The sequence below is a fragment of the Rummeliibacillus sp. BSL5 genome (assembly GCF_052928305.1).
This window is the reverse complement of sequence record NZ_JAVGCV010000001.1, coordinates 1507231-1523614: the sequence shown is the minus strand read 5'-3', so window position 1 is coordinate 1523614 and position 16384 is coordinate 1507231. Positions and strand designations below refer to the sequence as shown.

Sequence of the window (16384 nt, the reverse complement as noted above, 5' to 3'; positions counted from 1 at the left end):
TATAATTAAGGAAAAGAAAGCGGGAGTTATGTATGTCACTGCGATTCATAACAGGCAGATCTGGATCGGGCAAAACAGCCCTGATTCAACAAGAAATTGTGGCGAAAGTGGAAGAGCAGCCAATTGGTTCGCCGATTTTCTTAATTGTGCCTGATCAGATGTCATTTTCAGCCGAGAGAGATATGACACACGAATATAGTATTAAAGGGCTTATTCGTGCACAAGTCACAACCTTTAAACGACTGGCATGGCGTGTTCTACAAGAAACAGGTGGGATTAGCCGCAAAGAAGTCAATGGTTTTGGCTATCGAATGCTGATCCGAAAATTGTTGGACCAACACAAAGAAGAATTTGCTCTGTTTAAGAAAGCTGCTGATAAACGGGGATTTACAGCTGAAATGGAGTCATTGCTAAAGGAATTTAGCAGATATAGTTTGGATAGTACAGCGCTGACAAATCTAATGACTAGTTTTGCAGATGTAGATGCGCCTAAAACGCTACAGGATAAAATGCATGACTTACATTTGCTCGTAGGGGCGATTGAAGAATCATTGGGCACGACGTATGTTGATAGTGAAGGCTACTATCCATTATTAGCGTCACAACTGGGAAAATCACTTGCTATCCAACAGGCAGATATTTATATAGATGGCTTTACGGCATTTACTACACGAGAGTTAGAAGTCGTAGAGGAACTGCTTAAAACAGCGCGCCGCGTAACGATTGTATTACCGATGGAGTCAGTTGCAGATGCAGAAGATGAGCATGCATTGTTCTACCAATCTTCGAGAACGTGCGCTAAATTAATGGAAATAGCGCAGGGAAATGGCGTTGAATTAGAACCGACTATCCATCAAAGGGAGCAACACAGATTTCAGACGGCTGATTTACGACATTTAGAAAGTCAGTTTGATATATTTCCAGCACTTCAACAAGAGAGCGATGGCAGTGCGGAGATCATTGAAGCATCTAATCGTCGGGCAGAAGTTCATGCTATTGCTCGAAAAATTCATGGGCTTGTCCATGAGGATGGTATGCGCTATCGAGATATGGCCATTCTTTATCGTCAACAGGATGTCTATGATCCACTCATTCACACCATCTTTCCTCAATATGATCTGCCATACTTTGTCAGCCAAAAGAAGCCGATGCTTCATCATCCGTTGATTGAATTAAGTCGATCAACTTTGGAAGCTATCCAATCCGGCTGGCAGTATGAGCCTATTTTCCGTGCCGTCAAAACCGATTTATTTTTCCCGATGAATGCAGAAAAGCAAATATGGAGAGAAAGAGCAGACTTACTTGAAAATTTTGTTTTGGCGAAGGGGATATACGGCAATCGCTGGTTTGAAGATGAGCGCTGGCTCTACAAAAAATATCGCGGACTAGAATTATATACAGCCAATCAAACAGACGAAGAACGGGCCTATCAACAAGAGATAGAATTGGTGCGCGAAAAAATTCGTGTGCCATTGAAAGCATTAGAAACAGAATTGCAAGAAGCCACTACAGGTAGAGATATTGCCACATCCATTTATCGTTTCATGGAGACGCTAGAAGTATTTGATAAGCTGCAAACGTTAAAGGACTATGAAATTGAAAAAGGACGTTTACTGGAAGCAAGTGAGCATGAACAAGCATGGAAAAATTGGGTGGATATCCTAGACCAGTTTGTTCTTCTTTTTGGCGATCAGCCTATGAATTTAGAAGAAGCCTTTGAGATTTTAGATGAAGGCTTTGATACATTGGAGTTCTCAAGAATTCCTCCTTCTTTAGATCAAATAACAATAGCATCAGCTGATATAGCTCGTTTAACACATGTTAAGGCAGTTTTTGTAATTGGCGTAAATGATGGTGTATATCCAAAACGGCTCGATTATGAAGGGATATTAGCTGACAGCGAGCGTGAGTGGTTTTCAAGACTTGGGCATGAAATCGCACCAACCTCTAAAACTCGCTTATTAGAAGAAGAATTTATCACCTACCATGCATTTACTATGCAATCCCATCGTTTGTTTGTTTCTTATGCGATGGCTGATGAAGAAAACAAGGCACTGCTACCGTCTCTGTATATCAAACGCTTGGAAGATCAACTGAAAAACATACGTAAAACAATGGCGCTTGTTGATCCGACGGAATCGACTGAGGCTTTTGATATTATGTCATATATTGTGCATCCGCGTACGTCGCTTGCGTATTTAATGAAAGGACTACGGATGCAACAGGAACGTGGAGAGTTAAGTCCTGAATGGTTAGCGCTTCAACAATATTATGAGAAGGATCCTTATTGGCGAACCATTTTAGAGCGCTTAATGCGTCCATTAAAAACACATGGTCAGGCTGAACCTTTAACACCTGAAATGACGGAGGCCCTTTATGGATCTACATTGACTTCAAGTGTATCGCGAATAGAGAAGTTTTATCGCTGTCCATTCTCCCATTTTTCAATGTATGGATTAAATCTGGAGGAAAGAGCAGAGTATCGCTTAGAAACACCTACAATCGGCGATCTTTTTCATGCTGCTTTGAAATGGATTAGTGAAGAAACGGATCGTCTACACCTCTCATGGAGCCAATTAACGAATGAGCAATGTGCGCATTTAGCAAAAAAAGCTGTTGAAGAAATATCGCCACTTTTATATCACCAAATTTTATTAAGCAATGCACGCTACCGTTATATTGCTCGAAAGTTGACCTATATCGTACAACGTACACTACAGTCGCTTAGCCAGCATGCAAGAGTGTCGGGCTTTAAACCCATTGCGATTGAAGCAGCTTTTGGGCCGAATGAGCCTTTGCCACCACTTATTATTCAGTTGGACAACGATAAAAAAATGCAAATGCGCGGCCGAATTGACCGTGTGGATGCAACAACCATTGATGGTAAACCGTATATACGCGTTGTCGATTATAAATCATCTGCCCGCAAGCTGGATTTAAATGAAGTTTACTATGGACTATCTTTACAGATGCTGACATACCTAGATGTGGCCATTACGAATTCAGAGGAATGGCTTCCGGTCCATGCCGAAGCTGGCGGCGTTCTTTATATTCATGTTCACAACCCAATGCTAAGCGCATCTAATAGCTTATCAATAGAAGAAGCCGAAACTGAGCGTTTAAAGGAATTTAAAATGCGTGGCCTATTATTAAATGATTCTCAATCAATCCTTGCGATGGACGAAAATCTTGCTGAGAGTGGAGGATATTCCAAAGTCGTGCCTGTTTATGTCAAAAAAGACGGCAGTGCATCTCCCGGTATGTCATCCATCATAGCGCCAGATGATATGAGTTCACTTACACACTTTATTCGGAGTAAGCATAAAAAGGCAGGCCAAGAAATCCTGGAAGGCAAAACGGACATAAGCCCATTCAAGATGAATCAGCGTACCGCATGCGAGTTCTGTTCATTTAAAAGTGTATGTCAATTTGATACAACAGATCCAGCGCAGCATTATCGCCAATTATCGCTGGAGAAGCCAGAACAAGTAATTGAAAAGATACGGAAGGAGAGTGGTCACGATGACCTCAGCCATACCTAAAAAGCCAGACGATGCGACATGGACGGACGAACAATGGAAGGCCATATGGGCAACAGGACAAGATATCCTAGTCTCTGCAGCAGCAGGGTCAGGAAAAACGGCAGTATTGATTAATCGGATGATTGAGAAAGTCATTTCATCTGACCATCCCATTGACGTTGATCAGCTGCTTGTCGTTACATTTACTAATGCATCTGCGGCAGAAATGAGACATCGTATGGCCGATGCGCTTGAAAAGGAAATCAAGAAAGACCCTACTTCTAAGCATTTGCGCAGACAATTAAGTCTGATTAATAAAGCGCAGATTTCTACACTGCATTCGTTTTGCTTAAATATCGTGCGGCAATATGCATATTTACTGAACATCGATCCAGGTTTTCGCATTGCAGATGAAACAGAAGCGGCATTGCTAAAGGATGATATTCTCGCGCAAGTGCTAGAAGCGGCCTATGACGGTGAATATGCAGATCGTGTCTACCGGTTAGTGGATAGTTTTACATCCGATCGAGATGACCAGGCGATTGAAGTGCTCATTTCTAAGCTATATGAAATGTCACGCGTCAATCCAGAGCCGTCTAAATGGCTTTTGGCCTTGCCAGAGCAATATGCCATTGCAGATGATGCTGTTGTAGATGATTTGCCTTTCATTCCATATGTGAAAAAGGCCATTTTACATGATATTGATGGGGCCATCCACATTGCCCAAGAAATCCGTCAGCTGGCACTGTTGCCAGATGGTCCTTATGCATACGGGGAAACAGCAGAAAAGGATTTAGTGCTACTTCAAGAGGCAAGAGCTCTTGTTAGTGAGAGAAGCTGGCAGGAGGCTCATTCATTCTTCCAAAAGGCTAAACTAGACAGAGCGAAAGCCCAAAAGAAGGGTAGCTGTGATGAAGAACTGCTAGAAATGGCAAAAGCGAAACGTAAGCAAGTGAAAGAAATGTTTGAAAAGCCAGTTGAAAAGTATTTTCAGCGTTCTCCAGAAAGGCTGCTTGATGAAATACGCTTTATGAAGCCGATGATTGCAACGTTGGTAGAGCTGGCTTTACAATTTAGCGAAATGTATGGAGCAGCTAAAAGCTTAAAGGGATTAGTAGACTTTTCAGATTTAGAGCACTACGCATTAGCTATTTTAACGGAAGACGTGGATGGCGAAATGGTGCCTTCATCGGTTGCACTTGATTATCGGGCCCATTTTAAAGAAGTGTTAATTGATGAATACCAAGATGTCAATTTTCTTCAAGAGACCATCCTACAGCTCATCAAAACAGGTGAAGCATCAAACGGTAACATGTTTATGGTCGGTGATGTGAAGCAGGCCATCTATCGATTCCGCTTAGCAGAACCAACGTTATTTCTTCATAAGTATCTAGCTTACAATGAGGGGGAGAATTCAGGCCTCCGTATAGACTTGAACGCGAACTTCCGTAGTCGTCCACAGGTGTTACAAGGAACGAACTATGTTTTTAAACAAATCATGGGCGAGGAAGTAGGAGAAGTGGTTTATGATGAAGCTGCCGCTTTAAAACCACAAGCACCTTATGACGAAAAAGAAATGCCAATTGAATTGGCTATTTTATATACCGAAGAGAATGAGGATGAAAGCGGTTCGCAAGCATCCGAGGAAGAAGAGTTAAAGAAATCCCAGCAAGAAGCTAGATTTATGATTAAAGAAATTAGACGCATGATGGATTCAGGTATGACAGTAATGGATCCATGGACCAAAAAAGAAAGACCCATCGAGTATAGGGATTTTGTCATTCTAATGCGTTCAATGACTTGGTCTGCAGATTTGGTGGATGAGTTTAAGGCAGCGGAGATCCCATTGTATGCGGAGATTTCAAAAGGTTATTTTGAAGCACTTGAAGTCATGATTATGTTAAACACCTTAAAAACAATCGATAATCCTTATCAAGATATTCCGTTTGTATCGGTTTTAAGAGCACCTTTTGTGGGTCTTACTGAAAATGAATTGGCCAAAATTCGCCTTGCACAACCGAAGGCATCATTCTACGAAGCGCTTAAACAATTCGTGCGTAGTGAAGGAGCCGGGTTAAACGCCACTACTGCTTCGAAGTTACAGCGTTTCTTATTGCAACTGGAGGATTGGCGTGATTTGGCGAGACGCGGATCTCTGGCTGATTTGATATGGCGCGTTTATATGGATACAAATTATTATGAGATGGTCGGAGCTATGTCAAATGGCAAGCAAAGGCAGGCGAATCTCCGTGCGTTACATGATCGGGCTATCGCTTATGAAAAAACGTCTTTCCGAGGTCTTTTCCGTTTCTTACGTTTTGTAGAGCGCATGCGGTTGCGGGGAAATGACTTAGGAACTGCTAAAGCCATCAGTGAGAAGGAAAATGTGGTTCGTCTCATGACCATCCATTCATCTAAAGGCCTGGAGTTTCCTTTTGTTTTTGTAGCAGGGCTTGGACGTGAATTTAATAAAATGGATTTCCATTTGCCTTACTTATTTGACCAAGAATTTGGCTTAGCTGTGAAGATGATTGATCCAGAAAAGAGAATCCAGTACACCTCTCTGCCTTTCCTTGCTATGGTAGAAAAGAAAACGCTAGAAATGAAATCAGAAGAGATGCGTATTCTGTATGTAGCCATGACAAGGGCGAAGGAGAAGCTTTTCTTACTTGGAACGATTAAAGATTGGGAGAAAGCGAAGAAACAGTGGACGGATTCTGCACAGCTCCCAGATGGAGAAATGCTTCCAGACTACCTTCGCGCAAAAGCAAAAAGTTATTTAGATTGGATCGGACCGGCATTTGCAAGACATCCTCATTTCAATGGAAAAGAGGCAGGGGCAGAACAATCTCAATGGAAATTGAATGTTTTGCATGTGAATGATTTGTATGAAACTGAGGTAGAGAAAGTAGAAGAGGATAAAGAATCTTTACCAGAAGCGAAAGTAAATCCGGCAATGGTGGCAGAGATCGAAAGACGCTTTGACGAACCTTACGCATATGAACGAGCGATTGCTAAACGTTCCAAAACATCTGTCAGTGAATTAAAGAGACTGCAGCAGCTACAATCGCAAGAAGAGCCAGAGCTATTTACGAGCAGCACGCCAAATCAGCAAAGAGTAGCACAAAGGCCTGCATTTTTACAGCAGCAATCTCTGACAGCAGCAGAAACGGGGACAGCTATCCATACAGTGATGCAGCATATCCCAAAAGAAGGTCTTCATAGCGAAGAAACGGTACGCAGGTTTGTGGATTCATTAGTGGAGCGTCAACTGTTAACAGAAGAAGAAGCGAAAGCTGTGAAACCGAATAAGATTATCGACTTCTTTAAAAGTGAAACAGGCATCCGCTTTATGAATGCGCAAGAGCTTCACCGAGAAATGCCTTTTACGCTAAGTCTTGCAGACAATGAGGGAGATACGCAGGTTGTGCAGGGGGTAATCGACTGCCTGTTAAAGGATGCAACCGGGAAGTGGATTTTGCTCGATTATAAAACGGATCGGCTTTTGCCCCATATGCAAACAATAGAGGGCTTGCGTACTGAAATGGTTAAGCGATATGAAGTGCAGCTTTCACTCTATAAAAAAGCAATAGAAGAGATATTGAAGATTGAAATAGCGGAGAAAGTGATTTACGCATTTAATGCTAATCACTCTATACAATTATAGGAGGAATAGACGTGCAGAGTACCCCAACGGCGACCAAAGAGAGAGTCGCTACCATAGATATTCTGCGAGGGGTCAGTTTACTTGGCATTCTTCTCGTAAATATGTTTGCATTCAGTACGCCAGTACCATATGTAGATTTAAAGACGTATTTTTCAACGCCGCTTGATATTTCATATCATAAATGGTTGGATGTTCTCGTGCAGGGCAGTTTTTATCCGCTTTTTGCCATATTGTTCGGCTATGGTCTTGCGATGCAACAGGAAAAGGCGGAAACACTAGGAAACAGTTTTTATAAATTGAGCGTAAAACGTTTGGTGGTGCTATTCATCATCGGTTTGCTTCATGTACTGTTTCTTTGGTGGGGAGATATTTTAATGATGTATGCTTTCTGCGGACTTATTGCCATTAGCTTGATTCGTATGAAGCCCCAGTTTTTATTAGCGATTGGTTTGCTATTTTACGGAGCAATAAATGGTTTGGTAGCTTTATTGGCATATATTGCCTCATTAGTTAAAGCTTCATCTGATACATTTGAATACGCGGATATACAAGCTGTTCAAAGTGCAATTAAAGCTTATGGGGGCGGTTCTTGGATGGATGCGTTCCAGCAGCGTTTAACAGATGCGAGCGTACAATTCTCTCCTTCTATGTGGATTATGGCCTTGTTCACCATACTACCTTTCATGTTAATTGGAGCCGCGGCAGCTAAATGGAAGTTAATAGAAAGTGCTAAGAATCATCTATCTAAGTGGATTGTGACTGCGGTCGTGCTCATTGTACTTGGAATTATTTTAAAAATGTTGCCTTATACAATGGATCGCACTTATTTTCTAGATAGCATTCAAATGCAATTCGGTGGACCGCTTTTAGCTGTTGGATATGCTAGTGCTATCATTCTTATTTGTTGCATTCCTTATGCAACGAAGATTTTATTGCCTTTTGCGATGGCAGGGAGAATGTCATTAACTGTTTACTTATTAGAATCCCTTGTTTGTACAATTATTTTTTATCATTTTGGATTAGGGCTTTATGGAAAATTAGGTCTTGATACAATCACCTGGTTAGTGCTTGGAATATACGCGATTTTAGCAGTTTTTTCTATTTTTTGGTTATTGATTTTTCGCCAAGGACCACTAGAAAGCCTATGGAAACGTATTACGTATGGAAAGTTTAGCGAAAAAAGAGGAAATATTTAAGTAAATGTTGTATGATGGGTAAAAAAAGGAGTGCTACATTTATGAAAATTCTTTCTTTTCGTTATAATGATCAATTGAGCTTTGGTCCAAAGGTGAAAAAAGAAGAAGCAGTTTGGGATGTACTTGCTATTCAAGAAGAGCTACAAGTTCTGCCATCTTATGCTAAGACAATAGTGGAAGGCATGACGAATGGCTTTGAATTTGTGGAGCAAACACGCAAACTAGTAAGAGCTGCTGAAGAATCAGAGAACCCAGCTCACTTTAAATATAGCTTTAATGATATTGAGTGGTTGGCGCCTATACCGCGTACTACTAAAAATATTATTTGCGTTGGCAAAAATTATAATGAGCATGCAAAAGAAATGGGTGCAGTAGAAGCTCCTGAGGATATTGTTGTATTTACAAAAGCACCGACAGCTATTGCTGCTGACGAACAAACTTTGCCTATACATGCAAATGTAACATCTCAATTGGATTATGAAGGTGAACTAGCTGTTGTGATTGGCAAAAAGGGGAAAGACATACCGAAAAACCTAGCCTTTGATTATGTGTTTGGCTATACGATTGCCAATGACATTACCGCTCGAGATTTACAGGGTAAACATAAGCAATTTTTCTTAGGCAAAAGTTTAGATGGCTCTTGCCCAATGGGACCTTATTTGGTGACAAAAGATGAATTACCTAATCCGCAGAATTTAACTGTTGTGACAAAGGTAAATGACGAAGTACGTCAAAATGGTACAACCCTAGATATGGTGCACACTGTTGAAGATTTAATAGTAGAGATTTCTAGATTAGTAACGTTAGAACCTGGAGATGTTATTTTGACGGGCACTCCTGCAGGTGTCGGGAAGGGCATGAATCCACCGCAATACCTGAAAGCAGGAGATGTGGTGAAAGTATCAATCGAAGGAATCGGAACTTTGGTAAACAGTTTTGAATAACGAAGCTGACATGTGTATCTCTTTTAATCTACATTTATTGAAATAATTATGACAGAATTAAGAATTAGACCGATGGAATCTATTATCCATCGGTCTAAAATTTGTATAGTACATAACAAATTTGGTAGGATAAATAAGACAATAACTATTTGGGGGAAAATACGAAATGATACACTTACATTTTACATCGGTTATTATAGCAGTCATTTTATTCTTCGTAGCTGTTATGATGCAAAACGGCTCTAAGGGCCAAAAAATCACACATATGATTTTACGTGTATTCTACATTTTAATCATTATTTCAGGCGGCGTTGTATTTAGTTCTGCAATGGCAGGCTCTATGGCAATGGAATACGGATTAAAACTATTGGGCGGATTACTTGTAATCGGCATGATGGAAATGGTCCTAGTTCGCAAACAAAAATCAAAATCTACTGGCGTACTTTGGGCGCTCTTTATTATCTTCCTTGTATTCACTGTATATATGGGAGCACATTTGCCATTAGGTTTCCTTCATATCTAAAATGCAGTATATTAAAGCACACATTCGGTAAGAATGTGTGTTTTTTTCTGTCAAAGGACATTCACAACTTTGTTGAAATTACAGAAGGATTACATTTTTTTTGCAAGTACGTATGGAGAGATTGTTATTCGTTTGTTAAAATTATGTTGGACAGTTCTATAGAGGAGGACTTCGAGTTGAATGTAAAATGGATTAGTACTGCAGTTGCATCCATATTGCTGGCCACGGCAATTGGCGCAGCCCCGGCAGTATCTGCGAAAGAAGAGACACCCGAAATTCAAAATGAAAGTATTTATGATGTATTAATAGACCGATTTTTCGATAAAAATGTAGAGAATGATTATAATATTAATGCAAAAGATCCAAAAGCTTTTCATGGTGGAGACTTTGATGGAATCGCTACAAAGCTTTCGTATTTTCAAGACTTAGGTTTTACCATGCTTTCATTAGGTTCTGTTTTTTCATCCGAAACATATGATGGACAAGCCGTTGTAGATTACAACAAAATTGAGCGCCATTTCGGTACAGGCAAAGAATTCTCATCATTAATTGGAACATTGCATAAAAACCATATTAAAACGATGGCAGATTTTCCGATTAATAATGTAAGTAAAAATCATGCATGGGTATTAGAAAAAGGCCATCAAGACTGGTACGAGCTAGCAAATTCTGACCGCATTAACTGGAATACATCCAATACTGCTGTACAGGATGCATTAGTACAAGCAGCGGTAGATTTTGTAGGTAAGTATAAAGTGGATGGTATCCGATTAACGGAGCTTGGCAAAGCAGACACTGCATTTCTCAATAAAATGATTACAGCACTTAAACAAAAAAATAAAAATTTGTATGTGATTACAAATGAGCCGAGCGATGCTGATTTTGATTTGAAAGTAAATAAAGATACGATTGATACATACCAATCTATCTTTAAAAATGTGGATCAAGACTCTTCACAGCTAGAGAAGCCATTAGGTAATAGTATTAACGATACCTCGCAAAAGCCTGTTGCCCTAATGCTTGATGATTTATATAGTGCTCGCTTTACACATGCATCTGCTGAAGAAAACATGTTCCCGCCTACACGTATTAAAGTTGCGCTGGGGGCAATCATGACATTGCCTGGTGTGCCGATTGTTTCATATGGTACTGAAATAGCGCAAAATGGCGTGACTACAGATGAATCGCATGCACCAATGGATTTCCGTACAAAAGATGATATTATTTCATATATTGAAGATCTTCAATCAGTCAGAAACAAATCTAAGGCATTGCGTACAGGGAAATTTAAGCTGTTAGAAAATAAAGATGGTTTAATGGTATATGAACGTTACGCAGGAAAAGAAAAATGGATTATAGTTGTCAATAATACTGATAAAACAAAAAGATATGTTTTGGATCCTTCTGTGATTGGTAATAATAAGGAACTGCACGGCATCTTTGAAAAAGATATTGTGCGACAACAAAAAGAAGATGAAAAATATAACATCGTTTTAGATCGCGAACTTGTTGAGTTTTACCAAGTTACTGACCATAAGGGAATTAATATTCCGTATATGATTGCGCTAGGACTTGTGTATGTCATCTTTATTACCTTCATTGTTTTGTTGCTTCGTAGAGGGCGTAGAGGGAAAAAAGCATAAAATAAAAGCTCTTCTTATCGAAAAGATAAGAAAGAGCTTTTTTTGTATTCTTTTATTTTTCGGGCAGCTGATTTAAGAAGAAGACGGAAATAGTACCTGTCCCTGTATGTGCTGCAATGACGGATCCGATTAAATGAATTTCTACTGCTTTAGGATGGAAATTCTCCTCAATCAATGCTTTCATATCTTCTGCTGCAGCGAGGTCATCGCTGTGGCTAATGGCAATCACTTGTTCAGAAAGTGAGTCGCCTCGTTCCTTCATTAACTCTATTAGGCGTTTAAATACTTTTTTGCGCCCTCTATATTTTTCGATAGGTACCAATTTTCCATCTTCTACATCTAAAACGGGTTTAATGCTCAATAGGCCACCGATAAAAGCACTAGCTTTGGAGAGTCGGCCACCCTTTGCAAGATAATCTAAATCATCTACTGTAAATAAATGTTCCATATGGAGTGCGTTAAATCGCGCTCTTTCCGTCACTTCATCGTAAGATTTGCCTTCATTCTTCATGCGGGCAGCTTCTTTAACGATTAGTCCATAACCAAGAGAGGCACATTTTGTATCAATAATAGTTAGCTTTAAATCTGGATAATTTTCTTTTGCCTGCTGAGCCATCATGACGGCAGTATTGTAGGTGCCAGAAAGTTCAGATGAGAAAGCAATGTAGATTCCTTCTTCGCCGGATTGACCTAAAGCGTTAAATTCCTTCAAAAAACGTTCGGGTGAAGCTTGCGAGGTTTTTAATGATTCTCCATCTCGGATGGCTTGATAAACCTCATCCATGTCGACGCCAATGATGTCATCATATTCTTTTCCTTTTAGATGAACGCGAAGCGGGATAAGTGTAACATCCTCTTGTTCATAAAAAGACTTTGGCAAATCAGATGCGCTATCTGCGTAAATTCTCATTTTAAAACCCCCTGTATTCTATTCTCTATATATGAAGACGATCGATAAGGAATTCAGCAATTCCGTCTTCGTTGTTGGTTGTTGTTACTTCATTCGCAATATTTTTAAGTTGGCTAATGCCATTGCCCATTGCTACGCCTACACCTGCATATTCAATCATCTCAAGGTCATTGTCCTCATCGCCAAAAGCAATAATGCGGTCGCGAGGAATGCCTAGGTCTTTGGCAACATGAGAGAGGCCGACAGCTTTATTCAAGCCATGACGTACGATTTCTATGACTGGGAAAGGATCTCCCCAACGCCTATGATCAATCAATTCGGCTTTCGTGTCTGCCAAGTATTGACGAATGCCCGGCACGCTGCTTTCTTTCGCTTGAATTAACAAACTTGTTGGATTGTCTTTTAGATATTGATGTAAGTCTCCCGTCGTTACTTTCGGGTCACCCATACTAAAAATATTTAATAGCTTCTCATCATGGTATTGTACATATACGTCATCCATGACTTCAGCAATTAAATTTTCAAACTGTTCTCTGTTTAAGGACTCTACGACTTCTTGTACAACTTTTAAGTCAATCGGCTTATGTACTGTCTTCCAGTTTTGGTCTAGAGGATGATGTACAAATGCGCCATTGAAATTGACGATGGGTGTGTGCAAACCTAGTTCATGATAGAACAATTTACTTGCACGATAGGGCCTTCCTGTTGCAATCATGACTTCATGTCCGGCCTCTCTAGCTTTTTGCAATGTGGCCTTTGTTTTATCAGAAATCACTTTTTCATCAGTTAATAGGGTTCCATCTAAATCTAAAACAATTAAATGTTGTTGTGCCATGCTGATAACTCCTTTTCTTATTTGTTTTGTTGATGTGTAGTCCAAATTTAGCTAGTCCTGTGATTTAAGTAAAATTTTCATCATAGGAATACATATGTTTAAATATTTAAATGTTTAAATGTCAATAGCTGAATCATTTTCACCATATAGTTGAAATGACCGAACGTTCTTTATTTTATAGTGTAAGTCTGTGAAAAACGCAGTCTGAAACGAAGCGTTAATTGGCAGAAATTCTGAATGATTAAAATCAAAACGTTCGTTTATACACTATTTATGAAGTTGATTCAGTTGGTAAGATATATTAAAGTTTATCCTTTCAATAAGGCTTTAGTCAAAGTTTATTCACAATAAAGGGTTTAATGTATTTCTAAAGGTTATATATATTTTAGAATAACTAACAAAGGGGAGTGGTTCAGATGTACAAATCGATTATTTTTGATATTGATGGTACTTTATTGGATACAGAAAAAGCCATTTTATTATCTCTACAGCAGGTATTGAAGGAAGAAGGATTATGTTATGAATTGGATGATCTAAAGTTTTCTTTAGGAATTCCGGGGAAAGAGGCACTCAAGCAACTCCCTATAACGAATGTAGATAAAATGGATAAAAAATGGTCGCAAGCGGTATTAGCATATGCTGATGAAGTTGGATTGTTTAGCGGTATAGAAGAAATCATAGAATTATTGGCTGAAAAGCAGATCCAAATGGGGATTGTTACCTCTAAAACAAGAGACGAATTGAAAAGAGAGTTTCAACCATTTGGATTGAATACCTATTTTCAGTATATAGTTTGCGCTGACGATACAGTCAAACACAAACCAGAGCCAGAACCACTATTGGCTTGCCTAGAAGGATTAGGTGTACCAAGTAGCAGCGCGCTGTACATTGGCGATTCTATCTATGATATGCATTGCGCCTATAAAGCTGGAGTACATTTTGCCCTGGCATTGTGGGGAGCGAAAACAACAGAGGGCTATGACTTAGCGGAATACGTATTAAAAAAACCACAGGATATAGCAGTATTAGCAGGCTTGAAACCATAAGTATATGACATCAGATTGGCTTCACTTTCTTTTTTTTGATAACATTGACATAACGAAATGAGGGAGTGAATGAAATGAAAGTGGACCATGAAATTTGGGGCAATATCCCTTTACTTCATATATACAATGAACAGTCGGCGACAAAAGAAGCGCCCACTGTCATTTTTTTGCACGGATTTACAAGCGCAAAAGAACATAATCTACATTATGCTTACCAGTTAGTAAATAAGGGGCTACGTGTATTATTGCCTGATGCGCTATTGCATGGGGAACGTGAAGAAGAACTGGATGAAGTTCAGTTGAGTCTGCGTTTTTGGGAAATTGTTTTAACTTCTATCGAAGAAGTACAATTTTTACGCAACCAGTTGCTAGAAAAAGGGTTGGCAAAAGAAGGTGAAATTGGCCTTTCTGGAACCTCAATGGGTGGCATTGTGACGCTTGGCGCATTGAAAGTATATCCGTGGATCAAAACGGCGGCTGTTATGATGGGCTCTCCAGCTTATGTAGAGTTAGCGAAGGAACAAATTGCAGGCATTGAAGAAAAAGGGTTTAAAATTCCGTTGAATGACGAAGAATTAGAGGGAATGTATAAAACGCTTAGTCGTTTTGACTTAAGTAAAGAACCAGAAGGTCTGTTAGGTCGTCCTGTATTCTTTTGGCATGGCAAAAAGGACCAAATGGTACCATTTAAGCCTACGCATGAATTTTATAAACTACTTCAAAAAGATTATTATCAGAATCATCCAGAAGATTTGGCGTTTATGGTTGATTCGTCTTCTGGCCACAAAGTTTCTCGTGCAGGGATGCTCGCAGGGACTGCTTTCCTTGCTGACCATTTGGCATAGTGATTTAGGGATGATATGATTAGGGAACAATATGAAGAAAGGGGATAAAACCATGGATGCAGATTTAAAAGAAAATATTCTAGGTGCACTTGAAAATGTTATTGACCCAGAACTGGGTATAGATATCGTCAATTTAGGTTTAGTCTATGACGTGGATATGTCTGAAGAAGGCCTATGCGTCATCACAATGACACTTACTTCTATGGGGTGCCCACTAGGACCAGTGATTGTGGATCAAATCCGTACAGCTTTATTTGAAATTCCAGAAGTAAAAGATGTAGATGTCAATGTTGTCTGGAATCCGCCTTGGTCTAAAGATAAGATGTCACGTTACGCAAAAATGGCATTAGGTATTCGATAAAAATTAAAAATCAGTGGAGAACTAGTTCTTCACTGATTTTTTTATATAAGCATTCCGAATATATTCATGACAGTAGGGTATACATAGAAGATGAAGCATTAGTCAATACGACAGACGCTAATAGGGCAGTTATCGCATTCACATTGATCTTTTAAATAGTTTAATTGATGAACGGTAATCAATCCTTTATCAAAAGAAATGACGTCTAAATTCTTTAATTCATGCAGCGTACGATTGATTACTTCACGGCTTGTTGCACACAAATTTGCTAGCGTAGTGTTTGTTAATGGATAGTTAATCAGGATGTCACCATTTTCTAGTTTTTCACCGTACGTATTGGATAAACGAATGATAGTGGAATATAGCGCACCTTTCTTGCCAAATAGCAGTAAATCGCGCAGCTTCGTTTGAGTTTTTAAATTTTGAAGCTGTAGCCATTTAATGTACACAATTAACAAATCAGGTTCTTGAGCTAATAGTATTTCGAAAAGGCCTGCATCTAATGTAAGAATTTGAGAGGCTTCTAATGTTTTGGCACTCAGCGGATAAAATCCAGATGTACTAAAAACAATTCCTTCACCAATACAATCATCACTGCCACAAATTCGGAGTGACAATTCTTTGCCTCCTGCAGTTTCTTTCGATACAACCACTTTTCCAGCTACGATAAAGAAAAGATCTTTAACTGGCTCTCCCTCGGTGCAAATATGGCTACTCTTAGGAAATTTAATCAATGAACCATGTTCTTCAAAGATTTTTCGTATCTTTTGCGGAAGCGGTTCAAAATGATCCAAATCTGCCAATACCTATCCCATCCTTCACGTAATCTATTTTTCTTATTATAACACAGCGTAGTTAGAATGATAGTCATGTGAATACAGCAAATAATGGTA

The 16384-nt window shown here is 39.4% G+C and carries 12 protein-coding genes; 9 read left to right on the top strand and 3 right to left on the bottom strand.

Features of this window, described 5'->3' with window-relative positions; all coding sequences use genetic code 11:
- Positions 1 to 32 precede the first annotated feature (32 nt).
- The 6 genes from addB (at position 33) to RCJ93_RS07710 (ending at position 11494) form a co-directional block, all read left to right on the top strand.
- A complete protein-coding gene (gene addB / locus RCJ93_RS07735) occupies positions 33 to 3542 on the top strand; it encodes a helicase-exonuclease AddAB subunit AddB (RefSeq protein WP_446738736.1) in 3510 nt (1169 codons plus the stop codon).
- Positions 3523 to 7188 carry a helicase-exonuclease AddAB subunit AddA gene (gene addA, locus RCJ93_RS07730; protein WP_446738735.1) on the top strand — a complete coding sequence of 1222 codons (3666 nt, stop codon included), beginning with the start codon at positions 3523 to 3525 and terminating at the stop codon, positions 7186 to 7188. Before addB ends, addA begins: the two co-directional genes overlap by 20 nt.
- Before the next feature lie 11 nt (positions 7189 to 7199).
- A complete protein-coding gene (locus tag RCJ93_RS07725) occupies positions 7200 to 8384 on the top strand; it encodes a DUF418 domain-containing protein (protein WP_446738734.1) in 1185 nt (394 codons plus the stop codon).
- A gap of 41 nt (positions 8385 to 8425) precedes the next feature.
- Positions 8426 to 9328, top strand: coding sequence for a fumarylacetoacetate hydrolase family protein (locus tag RCJ93_RS07720; protein WP_446738733.1), 903 nt, complete (start codon positions 8426 to 8428; stop codon positions 9326 to 9328).
- 166 nt (positions 9329 to 9494) lie between these two features.
- Entirely contained in the window at positions 9495 to 9851 is a 357-nt protein-coding gene (locus RCJ93_RS07715; RefSeq protein ID WP_066784757.1) for a YisL family protein, read from the top strand.
- A 176-nt stretch (positions 9852 to 10027) separates the two neighbouring features.
- Positions 10028 to 11494 (top strand): alpha-amylase family glycosyl hydrolase, encoded by a 1467-nt coding sequence (locus RCJ93_RS07710; protein ID WP_446738731.1) that lies wholly within the window; start codon positions 10028 to 10030, stop codon positions 11492 to 11494.
- Positions 11495 to 11546: 52 nt separating this feature from the next.
- Here the strand turns inward: RCJ93_RS07710 and RCJ93_RS07705 are convergent, their stop codons facing one another.
- Entirely contained in the window at positions 11547 to 12404 is an 858-nt protein-coding gene (locus RCJ93_RS07705) for a DegV family protein (RefSeq protein ID WP_446738730.1), read from the bottom strand.
- Between the two features lie 25 nt (positions 12405 to 12429).
- Positions 12430 to 13239 (bottom strand): Cof-type HAD-IIB family hydrolase, encoded by an 810-nt coding sequence (locus RCJ93_RS07700; protein WP_446738729.1) that lies wholly within the window; start codon positions 13237 to 13239, stop codon positions 12430 to 12432.
- 416 nt (positions 13240 to 13655) lie between these two features.
- Here RCJ93_RS07700 and RCJ93_RS07695 point away from each other — a divergent pair, with 416 nt between their 5' ends.
- The 3 genes from RCJ93_RS07695 to RCJ93_RS07685 all read left to right on the top strand — a co-directional run bounded on the left by RCJ93_RS07695 (position 13656) and on the right by RCJ93_RS07685 (position 15491).
- A complete protein-coding gene (locus RCJ93_RS07695) occupies positions 13656 to 14285 on the top strand; it encodes an HAD family hydrolase (protein WP_446738728.1) in 630 nt (209 codons plus the stop codon).
- A gap of 74 nt (positions 14286 to 14359) precedes the next feature.
- Positions 14360 to 15130, top strand: coding sequence for a prolyl oligopeptidase family serine peptidase (locus tag RCJ93_RS07690; protein ID WP_150283722.1), 771 nt, complete (start codon positions 14360 to 14362; stop codon positions 15128 to 15130).
- Positions 15131 to 15182: 52 nt separating this feature from the next.
- On the top strand, positions 15183 to 15491 hold the full coding sequence (locus RCJ93_RS07685) for a metal-sulfur cluster assembly factor (RefSeq protein WP_066784777.1): 309 nt from the start codon (positions 15183 to 15185) through the stop codon (positions 15489 to 15491).
- A 98-nt stretch (positions 15492 to 15589) separates the two neighbouring features.
- Here the strand turns inward: RCJ93_RS07685 and RCJ93_RS07680 are convergent, their stop codons facing one another.
- A complete protein-coding gene (locus tag RCJ93_RS07680; RefSeq protein ID WP_446738727.1) occupies positions 15590 to 16294 on the bottom strand; it encodes a Crp/Fnr family transcriptional regulator in 705 nt (234 codons plus the stop codon).
- Between the last annotated feature and the right edge of the window lie 90 nt (positions 16295 to 16384).

What these genes read in the sequence shown, in the direction of transcription:
- RCJ93_RS07715 (WP_066784757.1), top strand. Translation starts at nt 9,495, where the DNA reads ATGATACACTTACATTTTACATCGGTTATTATAGCAGTCATTTTATTC.
- RCJ93_RS07705 (WP_446738730.1), bottom strand. Translation starts at nt 12,404, where the DNA reads ATGAGAATTTACGCAGATAGCGCATCTGATTTGCCAAAGTCTTTTTAT.
- RCJ93_RS07695 (WP_446738728.1), top strand. Translation starts at nt 13,656, where the DNA reads ATGTACAAATCGATTATTTTTGATATTGATGGTACTTTATTGGATACA.
- RCJ93_RS07700 (WP_446738729.1), bottom strand. Translation starts at nt 13,239, where the DNA reads ATGGCACAACAACATTTAATTGTTTTAGATTTAGATGGAACCCTATTA.
- addA (WP_446738735.1), top strand. Translation starts at nt 3,523, where the DNA reads ATGACCTCAGCCATACCTAAAAAGCCAGACGATGCGACATGGACGGAC.
- RCJ93_RS07720 (WP_446738733.1), top strand. Translation starts at nt 8,426, where the DNA reads ATGAAAATTCTTTCTTTTCGTTATAATGATCAATTGAGCTTTGGTCCA.
- addB (WP_446738736.1), top strand. Translation starts at nt 33, where the DNA reads ATGTCACTGCGATTCATAACAGGCAGATCTGGATCGGGCAAAACAGCC.
- RCJ93_RS07690 (WP_150283722.1), top strand. Translation starts at nt 14,360, where the DNA reads ATGAAAGTGGACCATGAAATTTGGGGCAATATCCCTTTACTTCATATA.
- RCJ93_RS07685 (WP_066784777.1), top strand. Translation starts at nt 15,183, where the DNA reads ATGGATGCAGATTTAAAAGAAAATATTCTAGGTGCACTTGAAAATGTT.